The sequence below is a fragment of the Olivibacter domesticus genome, assembly GCF_900109575.1.
In the GTDB taxonomy this organism is placed as follows: domain Bacteria; phylum Bacteroidota; class Bacteroidia; order Sphingobacteriales; family Sphingobacteriaceae; genus Olivibacter; species Olivibacter domesticus.
The window spans coordinates 2378377-2401656 of the sequence record NZ_FOAF01000001.1; the positions used below are offsets into that span (position 1 = coordinate 2378377).

General features: G+C 40.3%; 17 protein-coding genes. 5 read left to right on the forward strand and 12 right to left on the reverse strand.

Going from position 1 to position 23280, the window contains the following annotated elements; translation table 11 throughout:
- Both BMY50_RS10330 and BMY50_RS10335 read left to right on the forward strand, forming a co-directional pair.
- On the forward strand, positions 1-1305 hold the full coding sequence (locus tag BMY50_RS10330; RefSeq protein WP_238383717.1) for an MFS transporter: 1305 nt from the start codon (positions 1-3) through the stop codon (positions 1303-1305).
- Between the two features lie 27 nt (positions 1306-1332).
- Positions 1333-2286 (forward strand): 2-dehydro-3-deoxygalactonokinase, encoded by a 954-nt coding sequence (locus BMY50_RS10335; protein WP_093323204.1) that lies wholly within the window; start codon positions 1333-1335, stop codon positions 2284-2286.
- 68 nt (positions 2287-2354) lie between these two features.
- Here BMY50_RS10335 and BMY50_RS10340 read toward each other — a convergent pair whose 3' ends face one another.
- The 12 genes from BMY50_RS10340 to BMY50_RS10395 form a co-directional block, all read right to left on the reverse strand.
- Positions 2355-2807 carry a hypothetical protein gene (locus BMY50_RS10340; RefSeq protein WP_093323207.1) on the reverse strand — a complete coding sequence of 151 codons (453 nt, stop codon included), beginning with the start codon at positions 2805-2807 and terminating at the stop codon, positions 2355-2357.
- Between the two features lie 188 nt (positions 2808-2995).
- The gene (locus tag BMY50_RS10345) at positions 2996-3700 is read right to left on the reverse strand and encodes a LytR/AlgR family response regulator transcription factor (protein ID WP_093323210.1); all 705 of its coding nucleotides are present in this window, start codon (positions 3698-3700) and stop codon (positions 2996-2998) included.
- The gene (locus BMY50_RS10350; RefSeq protein WP_093323212.1) at positions 3697-4737 is read right to left on the reverse strand and encodes a sensor histidine kinase; all 1041 of its coding nucleotides are present in this window, start codon (positions 4735-4737) and stop codon (positions 3697-3699) included. Before BMY50_RS10350 ends, BMY50_RS10345 begins: the two co-directional genes overlap by 4 nt.
- A 301-nt stretch (positions 4738-5038) precedes the next feature.
- Positions 5039-6478 (reverse strand): SusD/RagB family nutrient-binding outer membrane lipoprotein, encoded by a 1440-nt coding sequence (locus BMY50_RS10355; RefSeq protein WP_093323810.1) that lies wholly within the window; start codon positions 6476-6478, stop codon positions 5039-5041.
- A 5-nt stretch (positions 6479-6483) separates the two neighbouring features.
- The gene (locus BMY50_RS10360; protein ID WP_093323215.1) at positions 6484-9603 is read right to left on the reverse strand and encodes a SusC/RagA family TonB-linked outer membrane protein; all 3120 of its coding nucleotides are present in this window, start codon (positions 9601-9603) and stop codon (positions 6484-6486) included.
- A 304-nt stretch (positions 9604-9907) separates the two neighbouring features.
- On the reverse strand, positions 9908-11317 hold the full coding sequence (locus tag BMY50_RS10365; RefSeq protein ID WP_202907783.1) for an AMP-binding protein: 1410 nt from the start codon (positions 11315-11317) through the stop codon (positions 9908-9910).
- Positions 11318-11557, reverse strand: a complete 240-nt coding sequence (locus BMY50_RS10370; protein ID WP_093323218.1) for an acyl carrier protein — start codon at positions 11555-11557, stop codon at positions 11318-11320.
- A gap of 37 nt (positions 11558-11594) precedes the next feature.
- Positions 11595-12992 carry an MATE family efflux transporter gene (locus BMY50_RS10375; RefSeq protein WP_202907784.1) on the reverse strand — a complete coding sequence of 466 codons (1398 nt, stop codon included), beginning with the start codon at positions 12990-12992 and terminating at the stop codon, positions 11595-11597.
- 27 nt (positions 12993-13019) lie between these two features.
- On the reverse strand, positions 13020-14363 hold the full coding sequence (locus BMY50_RS10380; protein ID WP_093323223.1) for a lysine N(6)-hydroxylase/L-ornithine N(5)-oxygenase family protein: 1344 nt from the start codon (positions 14361-14363) through the stop codon (positions 13020-13022).
- 29 nt (positions 14364-14392) lie between these two features.
- Positions 14393-15997: a GNAT family N-acetyltransferase gene (locus BMY50_RS10385; protein WP_162276576.1), complete on the reverse strand. Its 1605-nt coding sequence runs from the start codon at positions 15995-15997 to the stop codon at positions 14393-14395.
- The gene (locus tag BMY50_RS10390; RefSeq protein WP_093323230.1) at positions 15975-17501 is read right to left on the reverse strand and encodes a pyridoxal phosphate-dependent decarboxylase family protein; all 1527 of its coding nucleotides are present in this window, start codon (positions 17499-17501) and stop codon (positions 15975-15977) included. The genes BMY50_RS10385 and BMY50_RS10390 overlap by 23 nt, the downstream gene beginning before the upstream one ends.
- 15 nt (positions 17502-17516) lie before the next feature.
- Entirely contained in the window at positions 17517-18152 is a 636-nt protein-coding gene (locus tag BMY50_RS10395) for a nitroreductase family protein (RefSeq protein ID WP_093323233.1), read from the reverse strand.
- 308 nt (positions 18153-18460) lie between these two features.
- On the opposite strand from BMY50_RS10395, the gene BMY50_RS10400 reads away from it, so the two are divergent.
- Genes BMY50_RS10400 through BMY50_RS10410 form a run of 3 tightly spaced genes read left to right on the forward strand, consistent with a single transcriptional unit; the run spans position 18461 to position 23279 of the window.
- Complete coding sequence (locus BMY50_RS10400; protein WP_093323237.1) at positions 18461-19612, forward strand: TauD/TfdA family dioxygenase; 1152 nt, start codon at positions 18461-18463, stop codon at positions 19610-19612.
- A gap of 8 nt (positions 19613-19620) precedes the next feature.
- Complete coding sequence (locus tag BMY50_RS10405; RefSeq protein WP_093323240.1) at positions 19621-21441, forward strand: IucA/IucC family protein; 1821 nt, start codon at positions 19621-19623, stop codon at positions 21439-21441.
- Positions 21442-21467: 26 nt separating this feature from the next.
- Complete coding sequence (locus BMY50_RS10410; RefSeq protein ID WP_202907785.1) at positions 21468-23279, forward strand: IucA/IucC family protein; 1812 nt, start codon at positions 21468-21470, stop codon at positions 23277-23279.
- The last annotated feature ends 1 nt before the right edge of the window (position 23280 follow it).

The following is a 23280-nucleotide window of genomic DNA, read 5'->3' on the forward strand; positions in this document are numbered from 1 at the left end:
ATGATGAATAAAGCGAATCCATCCCTAAAGCCAACAAAAATCCGACATCGGGTTCTCTTCTTAATCTTTATAAACGTCGTTATCAATTATATGGACCGTAGTAATCTAGCAGTAGCGGCTTCCGACATTGGTAAAGAATTTAAATTTTCATCTGTGCAGATGGGCTTAATTTTTTCTGCCTTTAGCTGGACCTATCTCCTATTTCAAATTCCCGGTGGAATACTGGTTAAGCGCTTTAACCCTCGCATATTATATGCAGCGAGCCTTATCACTTGGTCGCTTGCCACAATTGTACAGGGCTTTGCCAGAGGATTTGTAACCTTATTTGGATTACGTATGGCCACCGGAGCCTTTGAAGCACCCGCTTTCCCTATTAATAACCGGGTGGTGAGCAACTGGTTTCCAGCGCAGGAAAGAGCATCGGCAATAGCCGTTTACACTTCCGGACAGTTTTTAGGGCTTGCCTTTTTAATGCCAGTACTATCCAAAATTCAATTTTACGTAGGATGGAAAGGTTTATTTGTGGTAACCGGATTAATAGGCATCATTTGGGGCCTTATTTGGTATATCTTCTACCGGGATCCCTTAAAACATCCAAAAGTAAATGAGGGGGAACTTAAGCATATAGAAAGTGGAGGTGGACTATTAGACGTAACGTCGGAAGAGGGTAAAGAATCTAAGAAAAGCTTTAAGTGGTCTGACCTGAAAGAAGTATTATCGCATAGAAAGCTGTGGGGAATTTACATCGGCCAGTTTGCTGTGAATTCCACGCTATGGTTTTTTCTTACCTGGTTCCCTAAATATCTGGTCGACTACCGTGGGTTGGATTTTATTCAATCAGGCTATTGGGCTTCGATACCTTATCTTGCGGCTTTTATAGGGGTCTTGTCGTCCGGTTTTCTTTCAGATTATCTGATTAAAAAAGGTGTTTCTGCAGCTAAAGCGCGAAAACGCCCCATTATCATCGGGCTTTTAGTTTCTGTATTTATCTTAGGCGCAAATTATGTTGATACACCGGGATGGGTCATTTTTTTTATGTCTCTATCTTTCTTTGGGGTAGGCTTTGCATCAATCACCTGGATCTTTGTATCTACCCTGGCACCAAAACACCTTATCGATGTTACCGGAGGAGTTTTTAATTTCATTGGCCAATCCTCCGGGATCGTTGTACCCATCGTTATTGGATTGCTGGCCAGTGGGGGCAGCTTCGCTCCTGCCTTGATTTTTATCGCCATCTTAGGACTTCTAGGTGCTTGTTCTTACCTTTTCTTGGTCGGCAATGTTGAACGTATAAAAGTAAAATGATCAATGTGTTAAAATTGATAAAATCTGATGGATAAATTTTTAAGCTGCGACTGGGGAACAAGTTCATTTAGATTACGTCTAATTCGGGCTAAAGACCTGAAAATAATGGCTGAAATAAAAAATGATCAAGGTATTTTTGAGACCTTCAAATCTTGGCAGCAAAGTGAAAACCCTGCTGATCGCACGTTATTTTACACCGCTATCATAAAAGATCAACTGAAATTATTGGGTCAAAAGCTCGATATTTCTCTCACAGAGATTCCCATAATACTTTCTGGCATGGCCTCTTCTTCTATCGGGCTTGTAGAATTACCTTATAAAGAACTTCCCTTTACTATAGATGGTTCAGATCTGGAAGTAAACTTTTCAAATCATGAGGAAAACGCTAACCCTCTTATTATTATTTCGGGGGTAAGGACTGAAAATGATATCATCCGGGGTGAAGAAACAAAAATAGTGGGTTGTGCACCATTCTTGCCAAGAGGTGAAGAGGAACAGTTGTTGATTCTTCCCGGTACACACCCAAAACATATCGTCATAAAGAATCGTCGGGTTACCGACTTTAAAACGTTCATGACCGGTGAGTTCTTTGATTTACTTTCCACAAAAAGTATATTGTCTGGATCGATAGTAGATGGCGGAGATTTCAACGATCCTGAAAATCGGAAAATCTTTATAAAAGCCATAAAGGTTAGTCAAACAACAAACTTACTACATACCAGTTTTATGGTTCGGACAAATCAGGTACTTCTCAATATGTCTAAACAGCAGAATTTCTACTACCTGAGTGGACTATTAATTGGCGCAGAGTTAAAAGAATTAAAAACACAAACACCGGTTTATCTATTAGGCGGGTCATCACACACTTCTTTATATACCTTGGCTTGCGAAGTGCTAGGCATTAATATTGCCAAATCGTTGGATGCTGATCAGTCTTTAATTAGAGGGCAACAAATCATTCTTTCTACCTTCAAACTATAAATAAAGAAGCTCTCACATTCGCAAGAGCTTCTTTACCTAAAAGGTAGGTTGTCTGTAAACTTCATTTACTAATGCAATGCAGCCAGCATTTCACCTTTAGGGAGTTCCTGTGCTGTGTAGTAGATACTGAGATCCTGATTTGCATTATTCCTTTCTACCTGTAATAGCTCCTTTACTGGTATTACCATAGCAGTATTGGAACCGGTGGCATTGGCAAAGGCCCATTTTTTCAACGTGTTTCCTTTTTTATCTTTTATAACAATACTTCTACCCGTACCAACACCGTTGCCTTCGCAATGCTGGTAGTTGATGCGTAACTGATCGCTATCATTTGCCTTACCCAGTTGTAATTTTCTTAAACTCAACGGCTGGTTTACCGACTGCTTTAATATAAGCTTGTCGTTAAGATATATCTCATAACTGTCTAACCCTCGCTTTGTGGTGAAACTAAATGTAATGAAACATAATGTAACAAGCGTAAATATCTTTATAAACGCCTGTTTGAATGTTGTGTGTAGCATAAGATGAATTTTTAAGTGAAAAAATAATTCATAAAATCTGACAGCAATAATAAGGGAAAAGGGAATAAGGCAGAAAAATAGTAGACCAGCAACCAAAATAATAGACTAACAACCAATTCTTTATATATCACAAGGGGTATTATCGTTAAAAAGAAGATTTGAAAAAACCTGCACTCTGGAAGATTGGGTTATTCACCAGAAATTTTCCGTTCAAATTCCTCTTTATAATTTCTGCCGATTGGAATTTGGTGATCACCAATAATGATACGGTTTTTCTCAATCCGCCTAATCTTCTCCTTTGCAACAATAAAAGATTTATGAACACGGATAAACTGAGCATCAGGAAAAAGTTGTTGCATGGATTTAACAGAACCTTTTATGACGATTTTACGCGTTGTAGCATGAACAATGGCATAGTCCTTCAATCCTTGTATATGGGTTACGTCTGCAAAAAAAAGTTTTATTCTCTGTACACCGCTTTTAACAAAAATAAATGCTGGTTCATCTTTATCAATTTCAAAATCGGCATTGTCCGCTTTTAATGAGAGAAAATCTTTGATTTTATCGAGCGATACATTGAAACGCGAAAAGGATATCGGTTTCAATAAAAAATCAATCACTCCCAATTCAAATCCTTCAAATGCATAGTTGCGGAAAGCCGTAGTAAATACTGTGATTGGAGGATACGGCAATGATCTTAATAAGTCAATCCCGCTCATTTCTGGCATTTCAACATCCAGAAACAGGGCATCAATCGTATTATTTTTTAAAAATTCTTGTGCATCAAAGGCATTATTAAAACTACCTACGAGGTTAATATATCCTAAGGACTTCATATAACCCGCCAATATATCTCTCGCAAGCGGTTCGTCGTCAACAATAGCGCAGTTCATAGGAGATCTATTTTTAGCAGAACTTTATATTCTGTAGGTTGATTATGAATCTCAAGCACATACTTCCCGGGATACAACAGTTCCAATCTTTTCTTTAGATTAAAAAGTCCGATACCACCATTTTGCTCAGTTTGGTAAGAATTGCGCTTATTGTTTTTGATATTTATTTCAAGTGCCTGATCTATGCAAATATTGATATGCAGGTATGCATGATGGGCTATCTGGCTAACCCCATGTTTAAAAGCGTTTTCTATCAGTGGGAGTAATAAAAATGGTGGTATCCGGCAATTACCTGTATCACCCGTAACTGTTAGACATATATCTGCCTGATTTCCTTGCCTTATCTTCTCTAATGCTAAATAGTTACTTAAATATTTAATCTCCCTCTCCAGCGGCACATAGGCCTCATCACTTTCATATAACATATATTCCATCAGCTCAGAGAGTTTTAATACAACATCGGGAGCATTATCAGCCTTTTTTAATGTCAACGCATATAGGTTGTTCAGCGCGTTGAATAAAAAATGTGGATTTACTTGCGACCGGAGGTAATTAACTTCCGCTTGCAGCTTTCCCACCTGTGCTTCCTGCAATATTTTTTTCTGCTCGTACCAGTCTATACTGAATTTCAGTGCAACAATTAATAATAAATAAAGTGAAGTATGGGTAAAATTATAGATAAGTGAGGTAGAAAGATGGACATTCCGATTTGGTCCCAATACATATCCAAATAGGTAGTGGTCATAAAGGCTTTGTATCAACAAATAACCAATAATCAGCAGGAACACGAGCCCGAAATAGCTACCATACTTTCTTTGCAAAAGATAATGCGGTATCAACCAATGGATATTAAGCCATGCAAGAACTATTAATAACGTGACCCTAACCGCTGAACAGACAAAAAAATTCGGCAAACCCGCTTTTTCAATTAGATAGGTACGGTCGTAAAGAAAAATAAGGGTAACAAGCACCCAGTAAGCAAGATAGATCCACGGGCGCTTTGCTACTAATCCATTCTTTGTATTTGTACTGACCATAAGTTCTATATTGCAAATAAAGGGCTTATAGGAGTGAGCGCAAATTTAGTAGAGGAACTGCAAAAATAGTAGACGAAATTTACAAATATAATTTTAAAAGTCCCCCTCCTTTTTCTCCATTGACCTTTTCTCGAAGGCGAAGATTCTAAATGTACGACGCTGCCATATTTCTAGGTTACCGTTCAACCTTTAAAAAGTAAAAGAACGAGAGGCATCAAGTGTACCAATACTGCGGACAAAACTATGCACATGAGTCAGATTAGAACATATCCGCTAAAATAACGGATATGTTCCTTGCAAGCTATTCCACGTCAAACCAAAGCTTCGTGAGCAATGTATTACTTCCCTGCCGGGCAATTGCTTCTCCATAACTTTTTCCATTCAGTGACTGTTCTGTGCCTGGATATAAAAAACGGAGTGGTATTTTTCCTCCCAAAACACCGGCAACAGCTGGGGTGAGTTGCGGATAATCCAGCCTACGCCATTCGGCAAAGGCTTCTAGTCCCTGACCGTAGAGCGCTATCCATTTTTGTTCACCTATCGATTTTTTATATTGTTGCGGATCAAATTGTACCTCTTCTTGCTGAAGGTAAGAAACAATCAATTCATTACTGATATTATACTGTGCCAGTGAAGCACGAATAGCCTGCTGGTAGAAGTCTGTAGCATCTCCCGTTATAAATCCCCGACTAACTGCTTCAGATAGTCCGAAAAGCACCTCAGCATAACTTAAAATTACGGCAGGCGCATGTGGATCTCTAAAATAGGTTCCGGGGCGGGAAGTTCGGGCGAAACCTAAATTACTGGCGTCACTGGAAGTTAAACCATTTGGCACACCTATGTATTGCTCTGGTGTGGCAGTTTGCGTAGTATCGGCATAAACAGCTAAACGCGGATCGTTCAGGGCTCGTAATTTGTCAATGATGGTTTTGCTGACCCGGTAATCTTCTCGAGCTTCAAAAGAGGAACTCACAGGATTTCTATAAGGCGCGTCTTCATAGATTAAACGCGCATTTTCTGCATTTGATGTAATGTAACCAGCTCCTTCAGTCGTAATTTCTGCTAAGGTGCTCTTGGCCAGGTCTGGCAGACGATCAGCGATACGCAAAGCAAAACGCAAGCGTAGCGCGTTGGCAAAATGCTTCCATGATGTGATGTCGCCCCCATAAAGGATATCGCCTGCAATACCTTCACTGTCTGTATTCAATAAACCTTGAGCCATTTTGAGGTCATTCAACAAACCTTTATAAACTGTTTCCTGTGTATCATAAGCTGGTGTCAGAAATTCATCTATATTTCCCGCCTGCGTATATGGAATTTCACCATAAGCATCTGTAAGGAGTGAAAAGATCCAAGATTGAAGTACCAAGGCTACCCCTTTATAATTGTCATTTCCCGAATTTTCGGCGAGCGACTGAATAATCTTTAATTGGCTAATGCTTTTTGAATACCAGGTGGACCAGCCGTCGGTAAAATCATTATTGGTAAAGATATACCGATCAGGATCCGTATATTGAATTCTGGCCCAATGCTGAACAAACAATAAACTGGAAGCTAAATTATTACTCACTCCCCAATAGCTGTCGGCCGTAGTCTTAATCGTACTCGTGAGTAAGTAGGCTGGCTGGGGTGTTTCCGCCTCATTCGGGTTCTTATTAATCTCGGCGAGATCATCCTTACAGCTGGACAATAGTCCAATTAGAAAAAGGATAAAAATGCTATATGTTATTTTCTCTTTCATTTCCATTAAAATTTAACATTCAAATTAAAGCCGATGCTTCGTGTAGTAGGCAGCTGCAGGCTTTCCAGTCCCTGTGCATTCCCCGTATTGAAAGCCGTCTCCGGATCAATATTAGGTGCATTTTTATGTATAATCCATAGATTCCTTGCCACCAGAGCAAAAGAGGCGCTCTGCAGTCCTATTTTTGAGATCCAGCGGTTCGGTAGGTGATATCCAAGTTTCACTTCTCTTAGTTTTACATAAGATGCATCAAAAACGTTAGGTTCATTCGTGCGGTAACGGGCCTTGTAGTATTGCTGGGCAGAGACAATTTTAGCGTTCTCGCTGCCATCGGCATTTACACCATCCACGATAATTCCATCATCATAGGTCACATCACCAACCGTATAGCTCAGTCCCCCATGTTCAGCATCCCTTCCAGGAAGTGTAGACGCCAATACTCCGGTACCGGTACCTGTTGCATTAGTGCCCGAATAGATTTTACCGCCATGTTTAATATCGATCAAGAAGCTTAAATCAAAGTCTTTGTAGCGGAAAGAGTTGGTTATTCCGCCAAGCCAATCCGGTGTAAACTTGCCGAAATAATGATTAACAGGGTCTGTTGTTGGAATTCCATTGGCATCTACCACAATTCTTCCATCCCCATCCCGAAGAAAAGCCGTACCATAAAGCATACCATAAGGTTGTCCAACGCTTGCCAATACTTGTGCAGAACCGCTTGATCCGATGGTGTAACTTTGTAGATCTCCTGCTTCATCGAGCTCTACTACTCGACTCTTATTGCTAGAAAAATTCACATTCACGTCCCACTGAAAATCATTTTTTCTTAAAGGTGTCAAACCCAATTGTACTTCGATTCCTTTATTATTGATTTTCCCGGCATTTACCAGCTGCTTCTTATAACCTGTAGAAGGACTGACGTCGACACTAAGAATTTGATTAATACTATTGATATCATATATGCTGACGTCCAGGCGTAACCGATTATCAAACAAAGCTAATTCGGTACCTATTTCTGCGGAAGTGGTGGTTTCCGGTTTCAAGTCTGGATTTTTCTTGATATCATTTACTGTTAACTGTGGGCTATCTGAATATGGAGCACTGAAAATATAAGAATCAATTAAGTTATAAGGGTCAGTATCTTTCCCTACCTTCGACCAGCCACCACGCAATTTCCAATAGGAGAGCACATCACTTTGCAGCGCAAAGGCTTCCGACAATACAATACTGGCATTTACTGAAGGATAGAAATAAGAAAGATTATCCACAGGCAGAGTAGACGACCAATCGTTACGTGCGGTCAGGTTCAAAAACGCATAGTTCTTAAAACCGATCTGTGCAGACGAGAAAAGACTATATGTTTTCAGAGAGCTGTATTCTCCCAGCGAAACCAGGGCATCCCGTGAATTTGCCAAAGTATAAACATCAGGTACTGCTAAACGCGGAGCCTTCTGATCATTGCGTTGCCGCGACTGGCTCCGGATATTACCACCCGCCAAAATGTCCAGCCTAAAATCTGCAGAAAGCGGTTGATTATAGTTTAAGGTAAATTCTGTATTGTTCTCATTGACGGTATAAGCATCCTCTTCATAAGAGCCGAAAGGTGTGCCATTCGTGCCATAGGCGATCCGTATTTTACGCCTATCGGTATAATAATCATTCCCCGAGCGGAAATTTGCCGTCAAGAAATCATTGATCTTATAGTTTAACCCTACATTTCCGAAAATGCGATCTCTTTGCTGCTGTACAATATTTTCTTCTGCAATGAAATATGGATTGCTGTAATAGCTATTATTCCAATTGACTAGGTTACCATCTGCATCGCGATAATTCTTTAGTCGATTGACATCCACCTGCCTCCCGAACCACGTAAACTGTAGCATATAGCCATTAGAACGAAATCCCCCTACGCCTGGCAGGTTACCCGAATTGGTGCGTACATAATTAGCATTTGCAGTAAGAGTAAGATCAGGTGTAATCTTATAGGAAGTATTCAGGTTAAAATTATTCTTTTCGATTGACGAGTTTGGTACAATCCCGGTTTGGTTACTGTTATTATAGGAAAAGCGGTAATCTATTTTATCGGTAGCATCTGTAATGGCAATACCATTGTTCAAGGTTCTACCAGTTCCAAAGAAGCTCCGTACATTGTCCGGATGCGGTAAGAAAGGTACAGCTTCGCCATTGGAATAAAACTGCGGTATCAACCTGCCGTCCATTTTTGGGCCCCAACTTTCGTCTACCCCATCGTTTATACCACCACCTTTACCATCTACGTAGCTGAATTTCCCATCAGCCCCCTGTCCAAAAACATTTTGATAATCGGGCAATACCGCAACACGTTCAAAAGTATTATTCGAATTGATACTTATACCAAGTCCCTTTCTTTTTGAACCAGATTTGGTTGTAATCAAAATAACGCCAGCGGCAGCTCTCGAACCATAAAGTGCTGCCGCATTGGGTCCTTTCAATACGCTCATCGATTCAATATCTTCGCTATTTATGTCAGAAATGGCATTTGCATAGTCCCGATTTCCGCTCGTGCCCAATTGCGAGTTATCCACTGGCGTGCCATCAATAACAAACAGGGGCTGATTATTACCGGCAATGGAAGTTTCCCCTCGGATGATAATACGGGAAGACCCCATATTCCCTTGGCTATTCGTAACCTGCACCCCGGCCACCTTGCCTGCCAATGAATTGACCAGATTGCTTTCCTTTGCTTCCGACAGATCTGTTCCTTTCACCTCCTGGATGGAATAGCCCAACGATTTTTTCTCTTTCGAAATGTTCAGTGCGGTAACGACCACTTCATCGAGTGCATTTTCCTGTTCGTCAAGCCTTACTTCTAAGTATGACTGATTACTTTGCAACACAATAACCTGCTCCGTATAACCAATATAACTAAAACGAAGCTGGCTGCCGGATGGCACATTTAAACTGAATTTCCCGGCAGCATCTGTTTGTGCTGCTGTATTGCTACCAATAACCTGAACACTTACTCCAGGCAAGCCTTCCCCTGTACTAGCAGCTACCACAGCTCCACGAAGGGCCGTGGTTTGCGCGTGAGCATAAAGACATAATAATGGCCATAACCATATGGTCCATATGATTTTTTTTGACATGAATTAAAAAATTAAAAGTAAACCGAAATTAAGTTGATAGAGCTTGCATTATCACATGCAAGAAATGAATGAACCACACATATAGGATTGTGGTATCCGCTTTGACGACAAAAATTTGGACAATTCAGTGCGTAAAAGGAAAAATTTAACCATAGCTATGAGTTGATAACGTTCATGGCCAGCAAAGGTAATATATTATATATATAAAATCTACTGTTTTTGTAGTTTTTTTTACTCGCAGCAAAAAATGAGCGCTGCGAGTACCGCAAATGCTGCTTAGGAGTCTATAATTTAGGACTATAACTTATAATGGTAAGCCAAGCAATTCACCGGTAGCGTTATAGTCTATTTTACCATTCGCTGTTAATGTCACATCATTTATGGAATATATTTTTAGAACGTTAGGGTGTATGTGCACTTTTTTATGAAGCACCTCTTTTATCGCCTCATCGGCCATCTCATGCTTTACACAAACTACCACTATATATTTATCTTCAACGCCTAGGCAGATAAAGTTTGCCTGACTAAAATTATTTTTCAGTAATTGTTCTATTTCATCTAAATTAATACGTATTCCGAATAGTTTAACGATTCTTTTCATTCTTCCAGTAATATAATAAAACCCTTCATCATCGCGCATAGCAAGGTCACCGGTACGTAAGTACTCAGGCTGTTCAAAATGGGCCAGATCTTTCGGGCCATTTGCATATCCTCCATGCACGTTTGGGCCAGCATATAATAGCTCACCGGTCGCTTCATCTAAATGAAACGTTCCATTTTTAATGGGTTTGCCAATAGCACCCAGCTTATCTAATAATTTTTCCGGCGGTAAAAAGGCCATACGCGCTGTCGCCTCTGTTTGCCCATACATTACATAATAATCTATTCCGTTCTCCGCAGCATACAATGCGTACTGCTCCAGTAAGTTTTTGTTGAGCTTTCCGCCCGCTTGGGTTAGGTAACGCAATGATGGGTATTGCTTTTTCAAAAAACCTAAACGCATCAGCATCTCGTATATATATGGAACCCCTGCCAAAGAAGTGTATTGAAACCGATCCCATTCATTCCAAAATTCTTTTTGCATCACATCGCTATTTGTGCAAACCAATTTGGCTCCCGCAATAGCATTCGTAGTAAAAATGGAAAGACCGTATGAATAATATAAAGGAAGATTTAGCGGGGTTACATCCGTAGCTTTTATGGGCAAATAATCGAGAATAGCATAGGCATTCTGAATTAGGTTTTTTTCGGAAAGTTTCACAAATTTAGGCGATCCAGTGCTTCCAGAAGTACTTAACAGAATTTTGAGGTCTTGGTGCAAGAGATATGGCTTGGGCTTTCTACTTACAAATAAAGTTGCTTTTTGCCATTTATATTTTTCATACCCACTTTTATCGCTGCGGGTATGGTCGTAAATAATAGCTGGGCAGTATAATGCTTCTAGTTGCTCTTTAAATGCTCCATCTAATTTTGGACTCAAAAGTGCCAGAACCCACTTTTCCTTTAAAAAATTCACCAAAGCGCTCACTGCGGTGACAGAATTATCTAAATAAAGAAAAGCAAGTCCTCGCTCATTCGGTAAAGGTAATTCCTCACCCAATAAGTCAAGAGCCGTATATTCCATCCCATTCACATCGAGGTAACGAAGGTGCTTATTTTTTGTAATGAGGTCATATAACCCATCCATACTTGCTGCTGCTATCATCTCTTCCATTTATATATGGACATTATATTTCACCAATACCTCACACACTTTTCCGTAAGTTGTCATCTCCAGTATATCTTCTGTTTCAACAGCTATTTCAAATTTGTTTTCAAGCGCTGTAATCAGGTACATATGCGCCATAGAATCCCATTCGGCAATTCCTTGATACGCTAAACTTTCATTCACTGCTGCTACTGGTATAGATAGTCCTTCTGCAAAGGCATCTTTTAATTTTTCTATATTATTCATTTATTTCCTATTTTAATTTAACATACGTCTATTTAATCTACACAACAATCTGTTTCCATTTTCCTTGTCTGAACACATATACACAAGCCGTTGCAAGTACTATTTCGGAAAACATGATAGCTATAAAAATGCCATTGGCACCCCAGTTGGCGGTGATTGCCAGTAAATATGCCAAAGGCAATTGCGTAACATAAAACATCAATATGTTAAGCAGCGTTACTGTGCCCACAGCTCCCGAAGCGTTGAGCGCTCTTGATATCACCATCGTGTAGCCGAAGAAGAAGTATGCAATTGCCATATATTGCAAATAGGTAGTCGCGCTGTTTAGCACGGCTACATCATTCGTAAAGATCCCTACAATTGAACGCGCGTAAAAGAGTAGCATAATGGCTGCTAATCCAAGATAACACATATTAAAAACACCCGTTTTCCAAACAGACTCTTCTGCTCGTTCGGGCTGCTTGGCGCCAAGGTTCTGCCCGGTCAATACACCGGCAGCATTGGCAATACCCCAGGCGGGTAGTACCGTAAACATAACTATTCTATTCGCTAAGATATATCCAGCAAGTGTGCTCTCACCTAATTTTGCAACAATAACAATCATAAGAAACCGACTAGACGAAGGAACTAAGAATTGCAAAGTGCCTGCAGTAGCGAGTTTAATCAACCGGTTCATAAGAACAGGAGCAAAACGCAGCTGCCTTTTTCCAATAATAAGCCGCCTATTAGTTTTAACAAGATGCCATAATTGATAGGCAACCACCACACCGTTGGCTGCAACCATTGCTATCCCTGCTCCAACTATACCTAACGCAGGGAAAGGGCCTATACCATAAATAAGCAAGGCACATAATACGGCGTTGATGAAGTTCGCCATAATCAATGCACGCATCGCTCTAAAGGCATCGCCTGCTCCACGGAAGATACCATTTAATATGATGCGCATAATCATTAAACATGCACCGCCAAACATGAACTTCGTATAGACATTTCCGTACCCAATCAGCTGACTATTTGCTCCGGAAAATTGTACAATTTCCTTACTGTACGTAAATGCAAGACCGCTGCACAGGATGCCTATGAAGACGCCGATATAAACTACTTGCATAGCGGTGTGTCCAGCCAGTTTAGGTTTTTGCTCACCTACTCGCCTAGCAATCATGGTAGTGGCAGCAATCCCCAAGCCTGTTGCAACAGATTGCAATAGAATCAGTACCGAATTGCTGATACCTACAATGGTGATTGCGCGTTCACCTAAGCTGCTTACGAACAGTAGGTCAACCACCACAAAAAGCGACTCCATGCTCAGTTCAAGCATCGTTGGAACAGCGAGTAAGAAGGTAGCTCTATTCACGCTGCCCACGGTAAAATTTCGCTCACTTCCCTGTAAGGCGATCCGGAACAGATTAAATAAGGATCGTATTTTTAATAGCACGTAAATTTATTTTAATGACATCAAAAATTATTGATATATTTTTGCTTCATTAGACTGCTTTTCTACCTCTCCTTTTTTCATTTCATCCGCACCGAAGGTTTGAAAAGCAATTTTTTCTTCCACTTTATAGACTACTCGGCCAAGCAGTTCATTCAATATGTACGAATTTCTATAAGCGCCCATACCCAGATCAGGTGTTACAAAACCGTGGCTATGCAGTTCGACATTCTGTACATAGACCTCTTGTTGGTTTTTATCAATTGTATAATTTCTTTTTACATCCAAAGCACTTGTAGCTGTTCGTTCCAAACGATCCTCAATTCCTGCCAGAAAAGCAGGCTCCTTATATTTATACCCGGTAGCCATGATGACAAAATTTGTAGACACGTTATACAGTTTGTCTTGCTCATGTTGCAAAAAGTGTAATCCATATATATGTTCGTCATTTAAGGAAATATCCTTCAATTCGCTATTCGCCATCATGGTTACGTTTACCTTGCCATCAGCAGTTTCTATCGCATATAGTTCGTTAAAAATTTGATTGATCAGATCATAATTTACGCCCTTATAAAGTATGTTTTGCTTAGACAATAGTTGGCTGCGTTTAACCGCTGGCAATGCATAGAAATAGTCAACATAGTCGGGAGAAGTAAGCTCAAGCGTTAAACGTGCATGATTTTCCAGCGGAAAAAATCGATCGGAACGTGTAATCCAATTCACGTGAAGCCCCGTTCTTGTGTGAGGTAAAAGATCATGAAATATTTCGGCAGCACTTTGACCTGAACCAACAATGGTAATGGATTTTTCTTTTAGAAGTGCCTCCTTACAATATAAGTAATCTGCCGTGTGTATTACCTTATCTAATTTCTTAGCAAGGATATTGCGGGGAATATAGGGTTGGGTACCGGTACCTAAAACTATTTTTTTTGTTGTATACGTAACAATTTCTTTTGTATTAACATGTTGCACGGCGAGCATATACAAATCATTGATATAGCTCACTTCTAACACTTCTTGCGAGAACAAACAATTGGCTAATTGACTTACTACCCATCTACAATAAGCATTGTACTCCCTTCGAAGAATAAAAAAGTTTTCCCGAATATAAAATTTATAAATCCGGTTGGTACGCTTCATGAAATTCAGAAAAGAATAGGGACTTGTTGGATCGGCCATCGTCACCAAATCGGCCATAAAAGGGACTTGCAAAGTGGCCTCATCTAGCATTAAACCCAAATGCCAGTTAAATTCTTCCCGTTTATCCAAGAAGATCGCATTACAATCTTCAATAGGTTGGCTCAACGCCGCAAGGCCTAAGTTAAATGGCCCAATGCCTATACCAATAAAATCATATACCTTACTATTTTCCATTTTCTATTTTTTCATTTTTTATAATTGTTCTATTTATCATAGAGCTGTACATCAGTAGGTATTTGCTCCCTTTCATGAGCAATTAACCTATTCTGCGGAAACTTTTCCCAGTACCATTCACGGTAGCAAAAATTTAAGTGCGCCTTTTTATGGGGCATCACTATTACTCCTTGTAATCTAAAACCAACATGAATCTTATTCATGAGTGCTGCCATAGATTCCACTGCTCCCTCTCCTACCAACCTGCCCACCTTTGATTGCGCAAACAGCCAGTCGACAATACTTTGTGTGGTAATAGAAGGATACTTCTTTTGCTTATCTGTGGGTGCGATAAAAAGATGTGTACCATAGTCGGTAGGTAATACCTCAAAATAATCACCCACAATGTCCCGGGTAGCCCAATACACTTCGAAGTTGAACGTAGGTGTACCATTTATTTCGCCAATGTAGGCATGTGCCCATTTTTCCGGTAACAAGGTGCGATAAAAATGCTCCAGCTCCCGCAAAGGCCAATCCATCTTCCAAATAGTTTTCGCATGCTCGCTATTAAACCATTGATGAACCATTTCAAGATCACGATCAATATCAAAAGGTCTGATAGCTACGGTAACCTGCTCGTTGTCAAACACTTTAAAATAGACCGGACCAGGCCAGCGAGGGTTAAGCAAAACATCTTCACGAAATACCTCATGTAATACATTGGGTACAGATCTGTAGTATGTTATTGTATCACCTAATAACTTCCCCTTTATGTTGAACCGCCTACAATGGATAATTCCTTTCGCTAATAGGTTGTTTTCCACTTCGGCTACATTTTTATAATGTGAATGAATAAGGGCTATTAGTGTTTTTTCTGCCATTAGTCCGGCTTTTCCAATCTGCGCCACCAGTGGTAATAAATGATTTACCAGTGTCTCCTCCATCCATTCGTCAATATACTTTTCTGGTAGATGTTCAGCCTGCCCAGCATCCTTCCTTTCTGATAGTGTACTAGTAGTAAAAGGCTTATAGAAGACATCGATGGCCAGCAGCCTGTCAAGGTCATTACAGCCAAGAAGTTCCAGGTATTTACGAAACCATTCAAGGGTTGCCCATCCATCGTTCATGCCTTTGGCAGCAGCAAAAGATTTAATACAATATACTACCAATGAGGTTGCATGAACGTCATCCACACTGTTCACGATGTGGCGGAAACTGCCAATATTAGCCGATGCTTTAATGGCGAATAGCCTTTTTGGTACGGCAAAGGCAGGCATTAATTCATCCGATGTAGCCAACAACCGTTTATCAATTGATTCGTTCTCATCTATGAGCGACTGTTTTGCCAATTGTAAAAAGCGGTCGAACGTTAATGTTTTTATTTCTTGTTTTTGCAAGCATCGTTCAAATGCCGGAAAATGAAACCTATGCTCCCCCGCATCGGAAAAATAATCAAGTGGAATAAAAATCTCCACGTCATAGTTCGAGAAATCAAATCTTAAATGGCAAGTGCAGGAAGTTTTCGCCAATTGATCGGCCAGTGGCTGATCATATTTTGGGACCCCCATATACCTACTCCAACTGTAAAATTCGCGACAGTAGGTATTGATCAAGGCCGTAAACGAACGGTTGTTATTGAAGGTATCCAGCTCCATATGTTTTAATAGCATTAAGCATAAACCGGATATCGTTCATCGTAGTAAGCGGGTTAAAAATGGTAAACTTTAAGTAGAACTTTCCGTTTACCTTAGTGCTTGCTACCAATACCTCACCCGCATGGAATAGCTGTTTTTTAATATATTGATTCAAGTCACAAAGTGTGTCATGAGAGAAATGCGTTGGCGCATAGCGGAATACAAGAATACTAATATCCGAATCGCCCAACAGCTCAAAGTCGGGATCACTGTCAATGAGGCCGGCCGTTTGTTTACTCGTTTCAATAATAGCGTCCATATAGCCACCCAGCTTATGACGCCCCATCAATCTTAACGTAAACCATAACTTCAAAGCATCGAAGCGCCGTGTACTCTGCGTGATAGATTTATTGATCTGTGCAGGATATTCCTCATAATCCTGCTCTTCAGGATTAAGGTAATCGGCGTGATGTTTTATTATCTCCAGTAGGCTTTTATGCCGAACGATAAAAGCACTGCTACTGATGGGTTGAAAAAAGGATTTATGGTAGTCGATTGTAACAGAGTGTGCTCTTTCCAATCCGTTGAGCAGATGTTTATGTTTATCAGTCAACAGCAGGCCGCAACCATAAGCGGCATCTATATGCAACCACAAGCCAAACCGCTCTGCAATCTCTGCGATGTTCTCAATAGGGTCAATATTACCGAAATCAGTAGTACCAGCTGTAGCAACAATCGCTATAGGTATGTTACCCAGTTCTAACTCTGCCTGAATAGCATCTTTAAGTGCATCCACACTCATCCTAAATCGCTCATCAGTAGCTACTTTAATCACTCCTTGCTCGCCCAGCCCCAACAAAGAAGCATTTTTTTGATTACTAAAATGTGCCTTGTCAGACACGAATACCCTAAATCTGTGGGCTACTAGTGGGTTTCCATCGTATTTGATGTTATGTCCATACTTATGGAGCGCAAAATGATCCCGCGCCAATAGAAGTCCCATTAAATTACTTTGCGAACCTCCCCCTGTGAATACACCATCAGCCTCTTCGCTGAAACCAATCTGTTTAGCCGTCCAATTGATTAACTGTCTTTCCATTAATGTGCCACCAGCACTTTGATCGTAGGTATCCTGAGAGGAGTTAATAGCGCTTACCAATACTTCAGCGGCCAGCGCAGGAATCACGATCGGACAATTTAAATGGGCTATATACTGAGGTAAATGGAAAGCCGTGGCATGCTGTACATACAACTCATCTACCTCCTTAAATAATGCTTCATATTCCTTTAGCGGGTTATCAAAGTCTATTTTTTTAAATTGTTCTGCTAACTTGTTCGGTGTGATACCACTGAACGGCTTCTTTTGGCTATTTAAAAACTTCAGGACCATTTGCTTTGCCTGATCCATTGCAGCATCATAGGTGTGGATACTTCCCTGATTAAAAATGTCGGGGTATAAATGAGCAGGATTGCTCCCTTGCAGTGCGTCTCCCACTTCAGCGGTTTGAAACGATATATTTTCCATTTATTTTATGATTTGTTAGATGTGTTTTAGGCCAATAACCTTTTCGGCGATGGCCGTCCTTCTCTTTGTTACAGGTTTTTGGGAAAGATCATAATAGCCCATAAAAAAGAGCCCAAACGATTGTTCACGATCCGTTAACCCTAATGTTTTCACATAATCAACGGCTGCTCCACCCGATGCCCAGTAAGACCCGATATTTAATGCCGTACAAGTCAATGCCATATTTTGCACCGCACAGGAAATGGCGGCAATTTCTTCCCACTCTGGAAGCAGCTGACTATTTTTTTGAAATACAACAGCCACTATACAGGCTGCATTAAGGGGATAATTCTTTAAATACTCGAATTTGACTGTTCTTTTTACTTCGGGCAGGTCATAATAGCGATCTTTGTGATAATTAAACATATAATTACCATAATCTACCTGCTGTTCATCAGATAAAATTATAAATCGCCAAGGTTCCGTCATTTTATGAGTTGGTGCCCAAGTAGCGTTTGTTAGTATTTCTTCTAACTCATGTGCAGGAATCTCTTTCTTGTAATAACGATCGGCATAAATACTTCTTCTATTACGAATAACGGCTGTTATCGGGGAATAAAAATGCGGACAGTCCTCTTTTTCTTTTATTAAATTTTCATTAAAAAACTCCATTTTGTACGTATTTTTAAATAATAGTCAAAAAAAATAAAAAAATCCTTGTTATTTATATTCATTACAAATAGATTTGTGACGAGAAATTATTTAGACTTATTAAAAATAGTACAAAAGCAAAGATAGAAGCAAGAAGCAGTAAAACAAGAAAAAAATTAAAAATTTTTAAAATTAACGAAATTTAATAATTGATTAATTCAGTATGGAATCGGTAAACTCATCGTAAAAATTATCGCTATAATTAAATCCAACTAACTACAACTATACAGGTACGTAATAAGCTAATTCATGTTAAAAAATCAAAACTTATGGAGCGCACGTTAGAGCCATTTTCGTTATTGCCAAATACAGAGCAAAATCATCAAGTTGTAGTAAACACCGCCCCAAAGGCACCACCAATTTTTGAAGTTAAGCCAGAAGAAAGAGCCTCACTCATGTCAACAGCCAAGCAATTGATGGATGAGTTTGGACACTATGAAAACCCAGATTATATATCGACCTTACATCTGTATGCATATCAGTTATTACCCTCACGGATCGCAAAAAAACTGAGTCAGTTCGGAACGGATTTCTCCGCAGCACAGTATGGTGCAATTATTTTTAAAGGGCTAGTGACTGTTAACCAGGAAGCTTTGGGTCCTACACCTCCCTCTTGGAAGGAGGCAGACAATAACAAACTCATCATATATGGTTTTATTTGTTCTTTATTGCATGGCGCCGTGCCTTCTAAACCAGTACAATATTATGTACAACGAAAGGGTGGCGGGCTAATGCATGCGATTATTCCAGATGATACGATGTGTTTTTCGCAAACTGGTTCAGGCTCTCGCACGGATTTATTTGTCCATACAGAAGATGCCTTTCTATTTAATCCGGCAGATTTTCTAAGCTTTTTATACCTACGAAACGAAGAACAAGTAAATTCAACACTCTATTCTATTCGATCACATGCAGCAATAACGCCCGATATGGAGCAGTTATTCCAGCCTATATTTAAGTGCCCCAAAGATGCCAATTTCGATCAGGAAGAAGCAATAGGCGAGCACTTGAGCACTCCTGTTTTATATGGCGATCGAAAAACTCCTTTTATACGCTTTGACGCAGCGGAACAACTATACAATGAAGCGGCGCATCAGAGCCCGGAAGCGCTTGCTATCCTGACCAAGTTCTGGACAGCGGCCAAACAATTTGTCTATGAAAAATACATACCGCAATCTGGCGACCTAGTCTTTGTTAATAATCATTTGTGCGCCCATGGTCGTACTGCATTTCAAGCAGGTTTCAAAATGGTGGACGGCAAATTAATAAAATGTGAAAGAAGACAGATGCTACGAATGATGAGCAAAACAAGCTTAATTCATATCCGTGAGGTTACACATCCTGATGATCCATATTTTATTATGGAAGACCACTACGGAAAAGTAGCACCATTTACAAACCTTTCCCCCAATCATAAATAACCATAACCATGCAAGTAAGTACAAGTCTTTATAATCCAACTATTGCGATCGATCATTTATCCAGCTCCGTATGGCAAAAGGTAAATCGGCTGCAGCTGCAAAAAATGCTTTCTGAATTCTCTCATGAATTGCTTCTCTCACCTATACTTCGTCATCAAACAGATCCTTGGGGGCACTATGAGGTAATTAGCAGCGACAAACGAATCATTTATAGCTTTTTAGCAAGGGTACTAAGTCTAGATCATTGGGATATTGAACTGAAATCGATTACAAAAACCGTGGAAGATAGGGTTGTTTCACTGGATGCAACAGCTTTTATCATTGAATTTAGTGATCAATTAGGCCTTGAGCAGGAAAATATCGCAACTTACCTAGAAGAAGTGATCAGTTGCTTATATGGAAGTGCCTATATGCATAGCCATAACCAGCAAGCAGTTGACGAACTGATCCATGCCGACTATCAAGACATTGAACATGCTATGATGGCCGGACATCCCTGTTTCGTAGCAAATAGTGCCCGTATTGGTTACGATGCCATTGACTATCAAAACTATGCACCAGAGGCCGCAGAACCATTATCTCTTATATGGCTTGCTGGCCATCACAGCCATACAGAATTCACGAGCATATCGCCACTCTCCTACCGCCAAGTATTGGAACAGGAGCTGGATGCCGAGACCTATTTCTCGTTTGACAAAATGCTCCACGATAAAAGTTTAGATCCGACGGATTACATTTATTTCCCCGTACACCCTTGGCAATGGTTTAATAAATTGACGCATATCTTTGCACCCGACATTGCCAACAACAAGTTAATCTGTTTAGGTTATACCGCTGACAAATATTTACCACAGCAATCCGTGCGCACCCTGTTTAATATTAGCAAACCGACTCGTTTTTATGTGAAATCGGCCTTATCCATACTAAACATGGGCTTCATGCGTGGTCTATCGCCCTATTTTATGCGCACCACCCCTGCCATCAATAAATGGGTGCATGATATCGTGGTTAATGACACGTACTTACAACAGAAAAAATTTACTATTTTAAGAGAAGTTGCCACTGTAGGTTATACACATCAATATTTCGAAGATGCTTTTACAGTAGATACCCCCTACAAAAAGATGCTGTCATCTCTATGGCGGGAAAGTCCTTTTCAGTTTATAGCACCAGGACAGCAATTGATGACCATGGCTGCGCTTTTACACATAGATACCCATGGAAATGCATTCTTACCGGCACTCGTCAAAGCCTCTGGATTAACCATTAACACTTGGCTAAGACATTACTTAGACTGCTATCTAAGTCCTTTGCTGCATTGTTATTACTATCATGATATGCGCTTTATGCCTCATGGCGAGAACCTCATTCTTGTATTGGAAAATCATATTCCTGTAAAGGCCATTATGAAGGATATTGGCGAAGAAGTCGCAGTAATTTCTCCTCACAAAATATTACCTGACCAGGTGGAGCGGATTCGTATACCTGTACCTGAGGAGCTGAAAATTCTTTCAATTTTCACACAGGCCTTCGACTGTTTTTTCCGTTTTATCAACCATATTTTAGTGGTACATGCTAACTATCCCGAAGAACAATTTTGGGAAGCCGTGGCAGACTGTATATTGACCTATCAACGTGAGCATCCTGAATTGGAAGAGAAATATCAGCAATATGACCTCTTCATGTCGGAGATACCGAAAACTTGCTTAAATCGTTTGCAGCTAAAAAATAATAAGAAAATGATCGACGGCAGCAATCCCTTTAAACATCAGCAGTTCGCAGGCATGTTACGCAATCCGCTAGCAGCCTATAAAGCTACACTCATCTAATTATTTATCTGTTCAACGCCAAAAACATGAAAATATCTTATCCAATCAGTCCACAGGATGCCGCATCACATCTGTCGCCAACACTATGGGAAAAGGTTAATCGACAGCATCTTCGTAAAATTTTAGCAGAATTTGCACACGAGCGCATTATAAATCCGACCTTACAGACGGAAACAAATGGTTGGGGCCAATATCAGCTGACGGTGCCCTCCAACAGGCAGCTGACTTACCTTTTCAACGCAAAAATACTTGCGCTAAATCATTGGTACATAGCAGCTGAGTCCATCCAGAAAGTTGATCAACATGGTCCTCTCCCCCTAGATAGCCTGCGCTTTATTGTGGAATTTAACCAGGAAATGGGTATATCGCAGGAAATGCTGCCCGTATACATGGAAGAAGTATGCAGTACCCTAAGCGGCAGTGCTTATACCAATCACTACGGCAAAGCCTCCTCTCCTGATCTTGTTAATGCAACCTACCAGCAAATTGAGGGGACAATGACAGGTCATCCCCGTTTTATAGCCAATAATGGACGAGTAGGCTTCGACACAGCCGATTATAAACAATTCGCACCGGAAGCAGCAACCCCTTTTGCTTTATTATGGCTTGCAGGCAGCAAGCAGCATGCAGTTTACACAGGCATTTCTAATCTGAGCTATCAACAGGTAATGAGCCAAGAACTGGGGAAAGACCTTATAGAACAGTTCAATAAGATCCTGACAGACCGCGATTTGTCGCCTCATAACTATTTTTACTTCCCAGTACATCCCTGGCAATGGTTCAATAAACTCGCCAATATTTTTGCACCCGATATTGCCACAGGCAAGCTCGTATGTTTGGGTTATAGTAGTGACCAATATTTGCCACAACAATCAATCCGTACCTTTTACAATATAAGCAAACCGGAAAAATTTTATGCAAAAACCGCACTTTCTATTTTGAACATGGGGTATATACGTGGCTTATCCCCTTATTTTATGCGGACCAATCCCGGTATTAATGAATGGATATACGACCTTATAGCTACTGATGAATATTTACAAAAGACAGGCTTTTGCATACTACGCGAAGTGGCCAGTGTAAGTTATGCGCATCACTATTTTGAAACTGCCCTCACAGTAGATAGTCCATATAAAAAGATGCTCGCTTGCTTATGGAGAGAGAGTCCTGCCTCCAAGATAAAAGAAGGACAAACGCTTATGACCATGGCCGCCTTACTGCATGTTGATAATAACGGTGAGGCTTACCTCCCTCAACTCATTAACGCATCCGGTTTAACTGCCCACGAATGGTTGAAGCGCTATTTACACTGTTACTTGAGTCCCTTACTACATTGTTTCTATACCTGGGATATGGTATTTATGCCGCACGGTGAAAACCTTATACTTGTACTGGAAAACCATATTCCTGTACGTGCGATCATGAAAGATATAGGCGAAGAAGTCTCTCTTTTGAATACCGAATTGCCAATACCGGAAGTAGCCCAAAGGCTTAAGGTGCAGGTAACAGAAGAAAACAAGACACTGCCTCTATTCACGCAGTTGTTCGACTCAATTTTTCGCTTTGTTGCAGCCATTTTAATAGAACATGCTGATTTTCAGGAAGATGATTTTTGGCAAGCGGTAGCACAATGTATTTTGGACTATCAGACCGCCCATCCGGCATATGCGACAGCTTATGAAAAGTATGATTTATTTGCCGATTCCTTTCACTCAGATGCCCTAAATCGTATGCAACTTCACAATAACAAACAATTGCGTAACCGCAACGATCCCTACAATGGACGCACCAATGTAGGAATTCTTATAAACCCAATTTCAAAATTCAAAAATCGATAAA

Coding starts and splice junctions, on each gene's coding strand:
- BMY50_RS10330 (WP_238383717.1), top strand. CDS start 1: ATGATGAATAAAGCGAATCCATCCCTAAAGCCAACAAAAATCCGACAT.
- BMY50_RS10335 (WP_093323204.1), top strand. CDS start 1,333: ATGGATAAATTTTTAAGCTGCGACTGGGGAACAAGTTCATTTAGATTA.
- BMY50_RS10340 (WP_093323207.1), bottom strand. CDS start 2,807: ATGCTACACACAACATTCAAACAGGCGTTTATAAAGATATTTACGCTT.
- BMY50_RS10345 (WP_093323210.1), bottom strand. CDS start 3,700: ATGAACTGCGCTATTGTTGACGACGAACCGCTTGCGAGAGATATATTG.
- BMY50_RS10350 (WP_093323212.1), bottom strand. CDS start 4,737: ATGGTCAGTACAAATACAAAGAATGGATTAGTAGCAAAGCGCCCGTGG.
- BMY50_RS10355 (WP_093323810.1), bottom strand. CDS start 6,478: ATGAAAGAGAAAATAACATATAGCATTTTTATCCTTTTTCTAATTGGA.
- BMY50_RS10360 (WP_093323215.1), bottom strand. CDS start 9,603: ATGTCAAAAAAAATCATATGGACCATATGGTTATGGCCATTATTATGT.
- BMY50_RS10365 (WP_202907783.1), bottom strand. CDS start 11,317: ATGGAAGAGATGATAGCAGCAGCAAGTATGGATGGGTTATATGACCTC.
- BMY50_RS10370 (WP_093323218.1), bottom strand. CDS start 11,557: ATGAATAATATAGAAAAATTAAAAGATGCCTTTGCAGAAGGACTATCT.
- BMY50_RS10380 (WP_093323223.1), bottom strand. CDS start 14,363: ATGGAAAATAGTAAGGTATATGATTTTATTGGTATAGGCATTGGGCCA.
- BMY50_RS10385 (WP_162276576.1), bottom strand. CDS start 15,997: ATGGAGCTGGATACCTTCAATAACAACCGTTCGTTTACGGCCTTGATC.
- BMY50_RS10390 (WP_093323230.1), bottom strand. CDS start 17,501: ATGGAAAATATATCGTTTCAAACCGCTGAAGTGGGAGACGCACTGCAA.
- BMY50_RS10395 (WP_093323233.1), bottom strand. CDS start 18,152: ATGGAGTTTTTTAATGAAAATTTAATAAAAGAAAAAGAGGACTGTCCG.
- BMY50_RS10400 (WP_093323237.1), top strand. CDS start 18,461: ATGGAGCGCACGTTAGAGCCATTTTCGTTATTGCCAAATACAGAGCAA.
- BMY50_RS10405 (WP_093323240.1), top strand. CDS start 19,621: ATGCAAGTAAGTACAAGTCTTTATAATCCAACTATTGCGATCGATCAT.
- BMY50_RS10410 (WP_202907785.1), top strand. CDS start 21,468: ATGAAAATATCTTATCCAATCAGTCCACAGGATGCCGCATCACATCTG.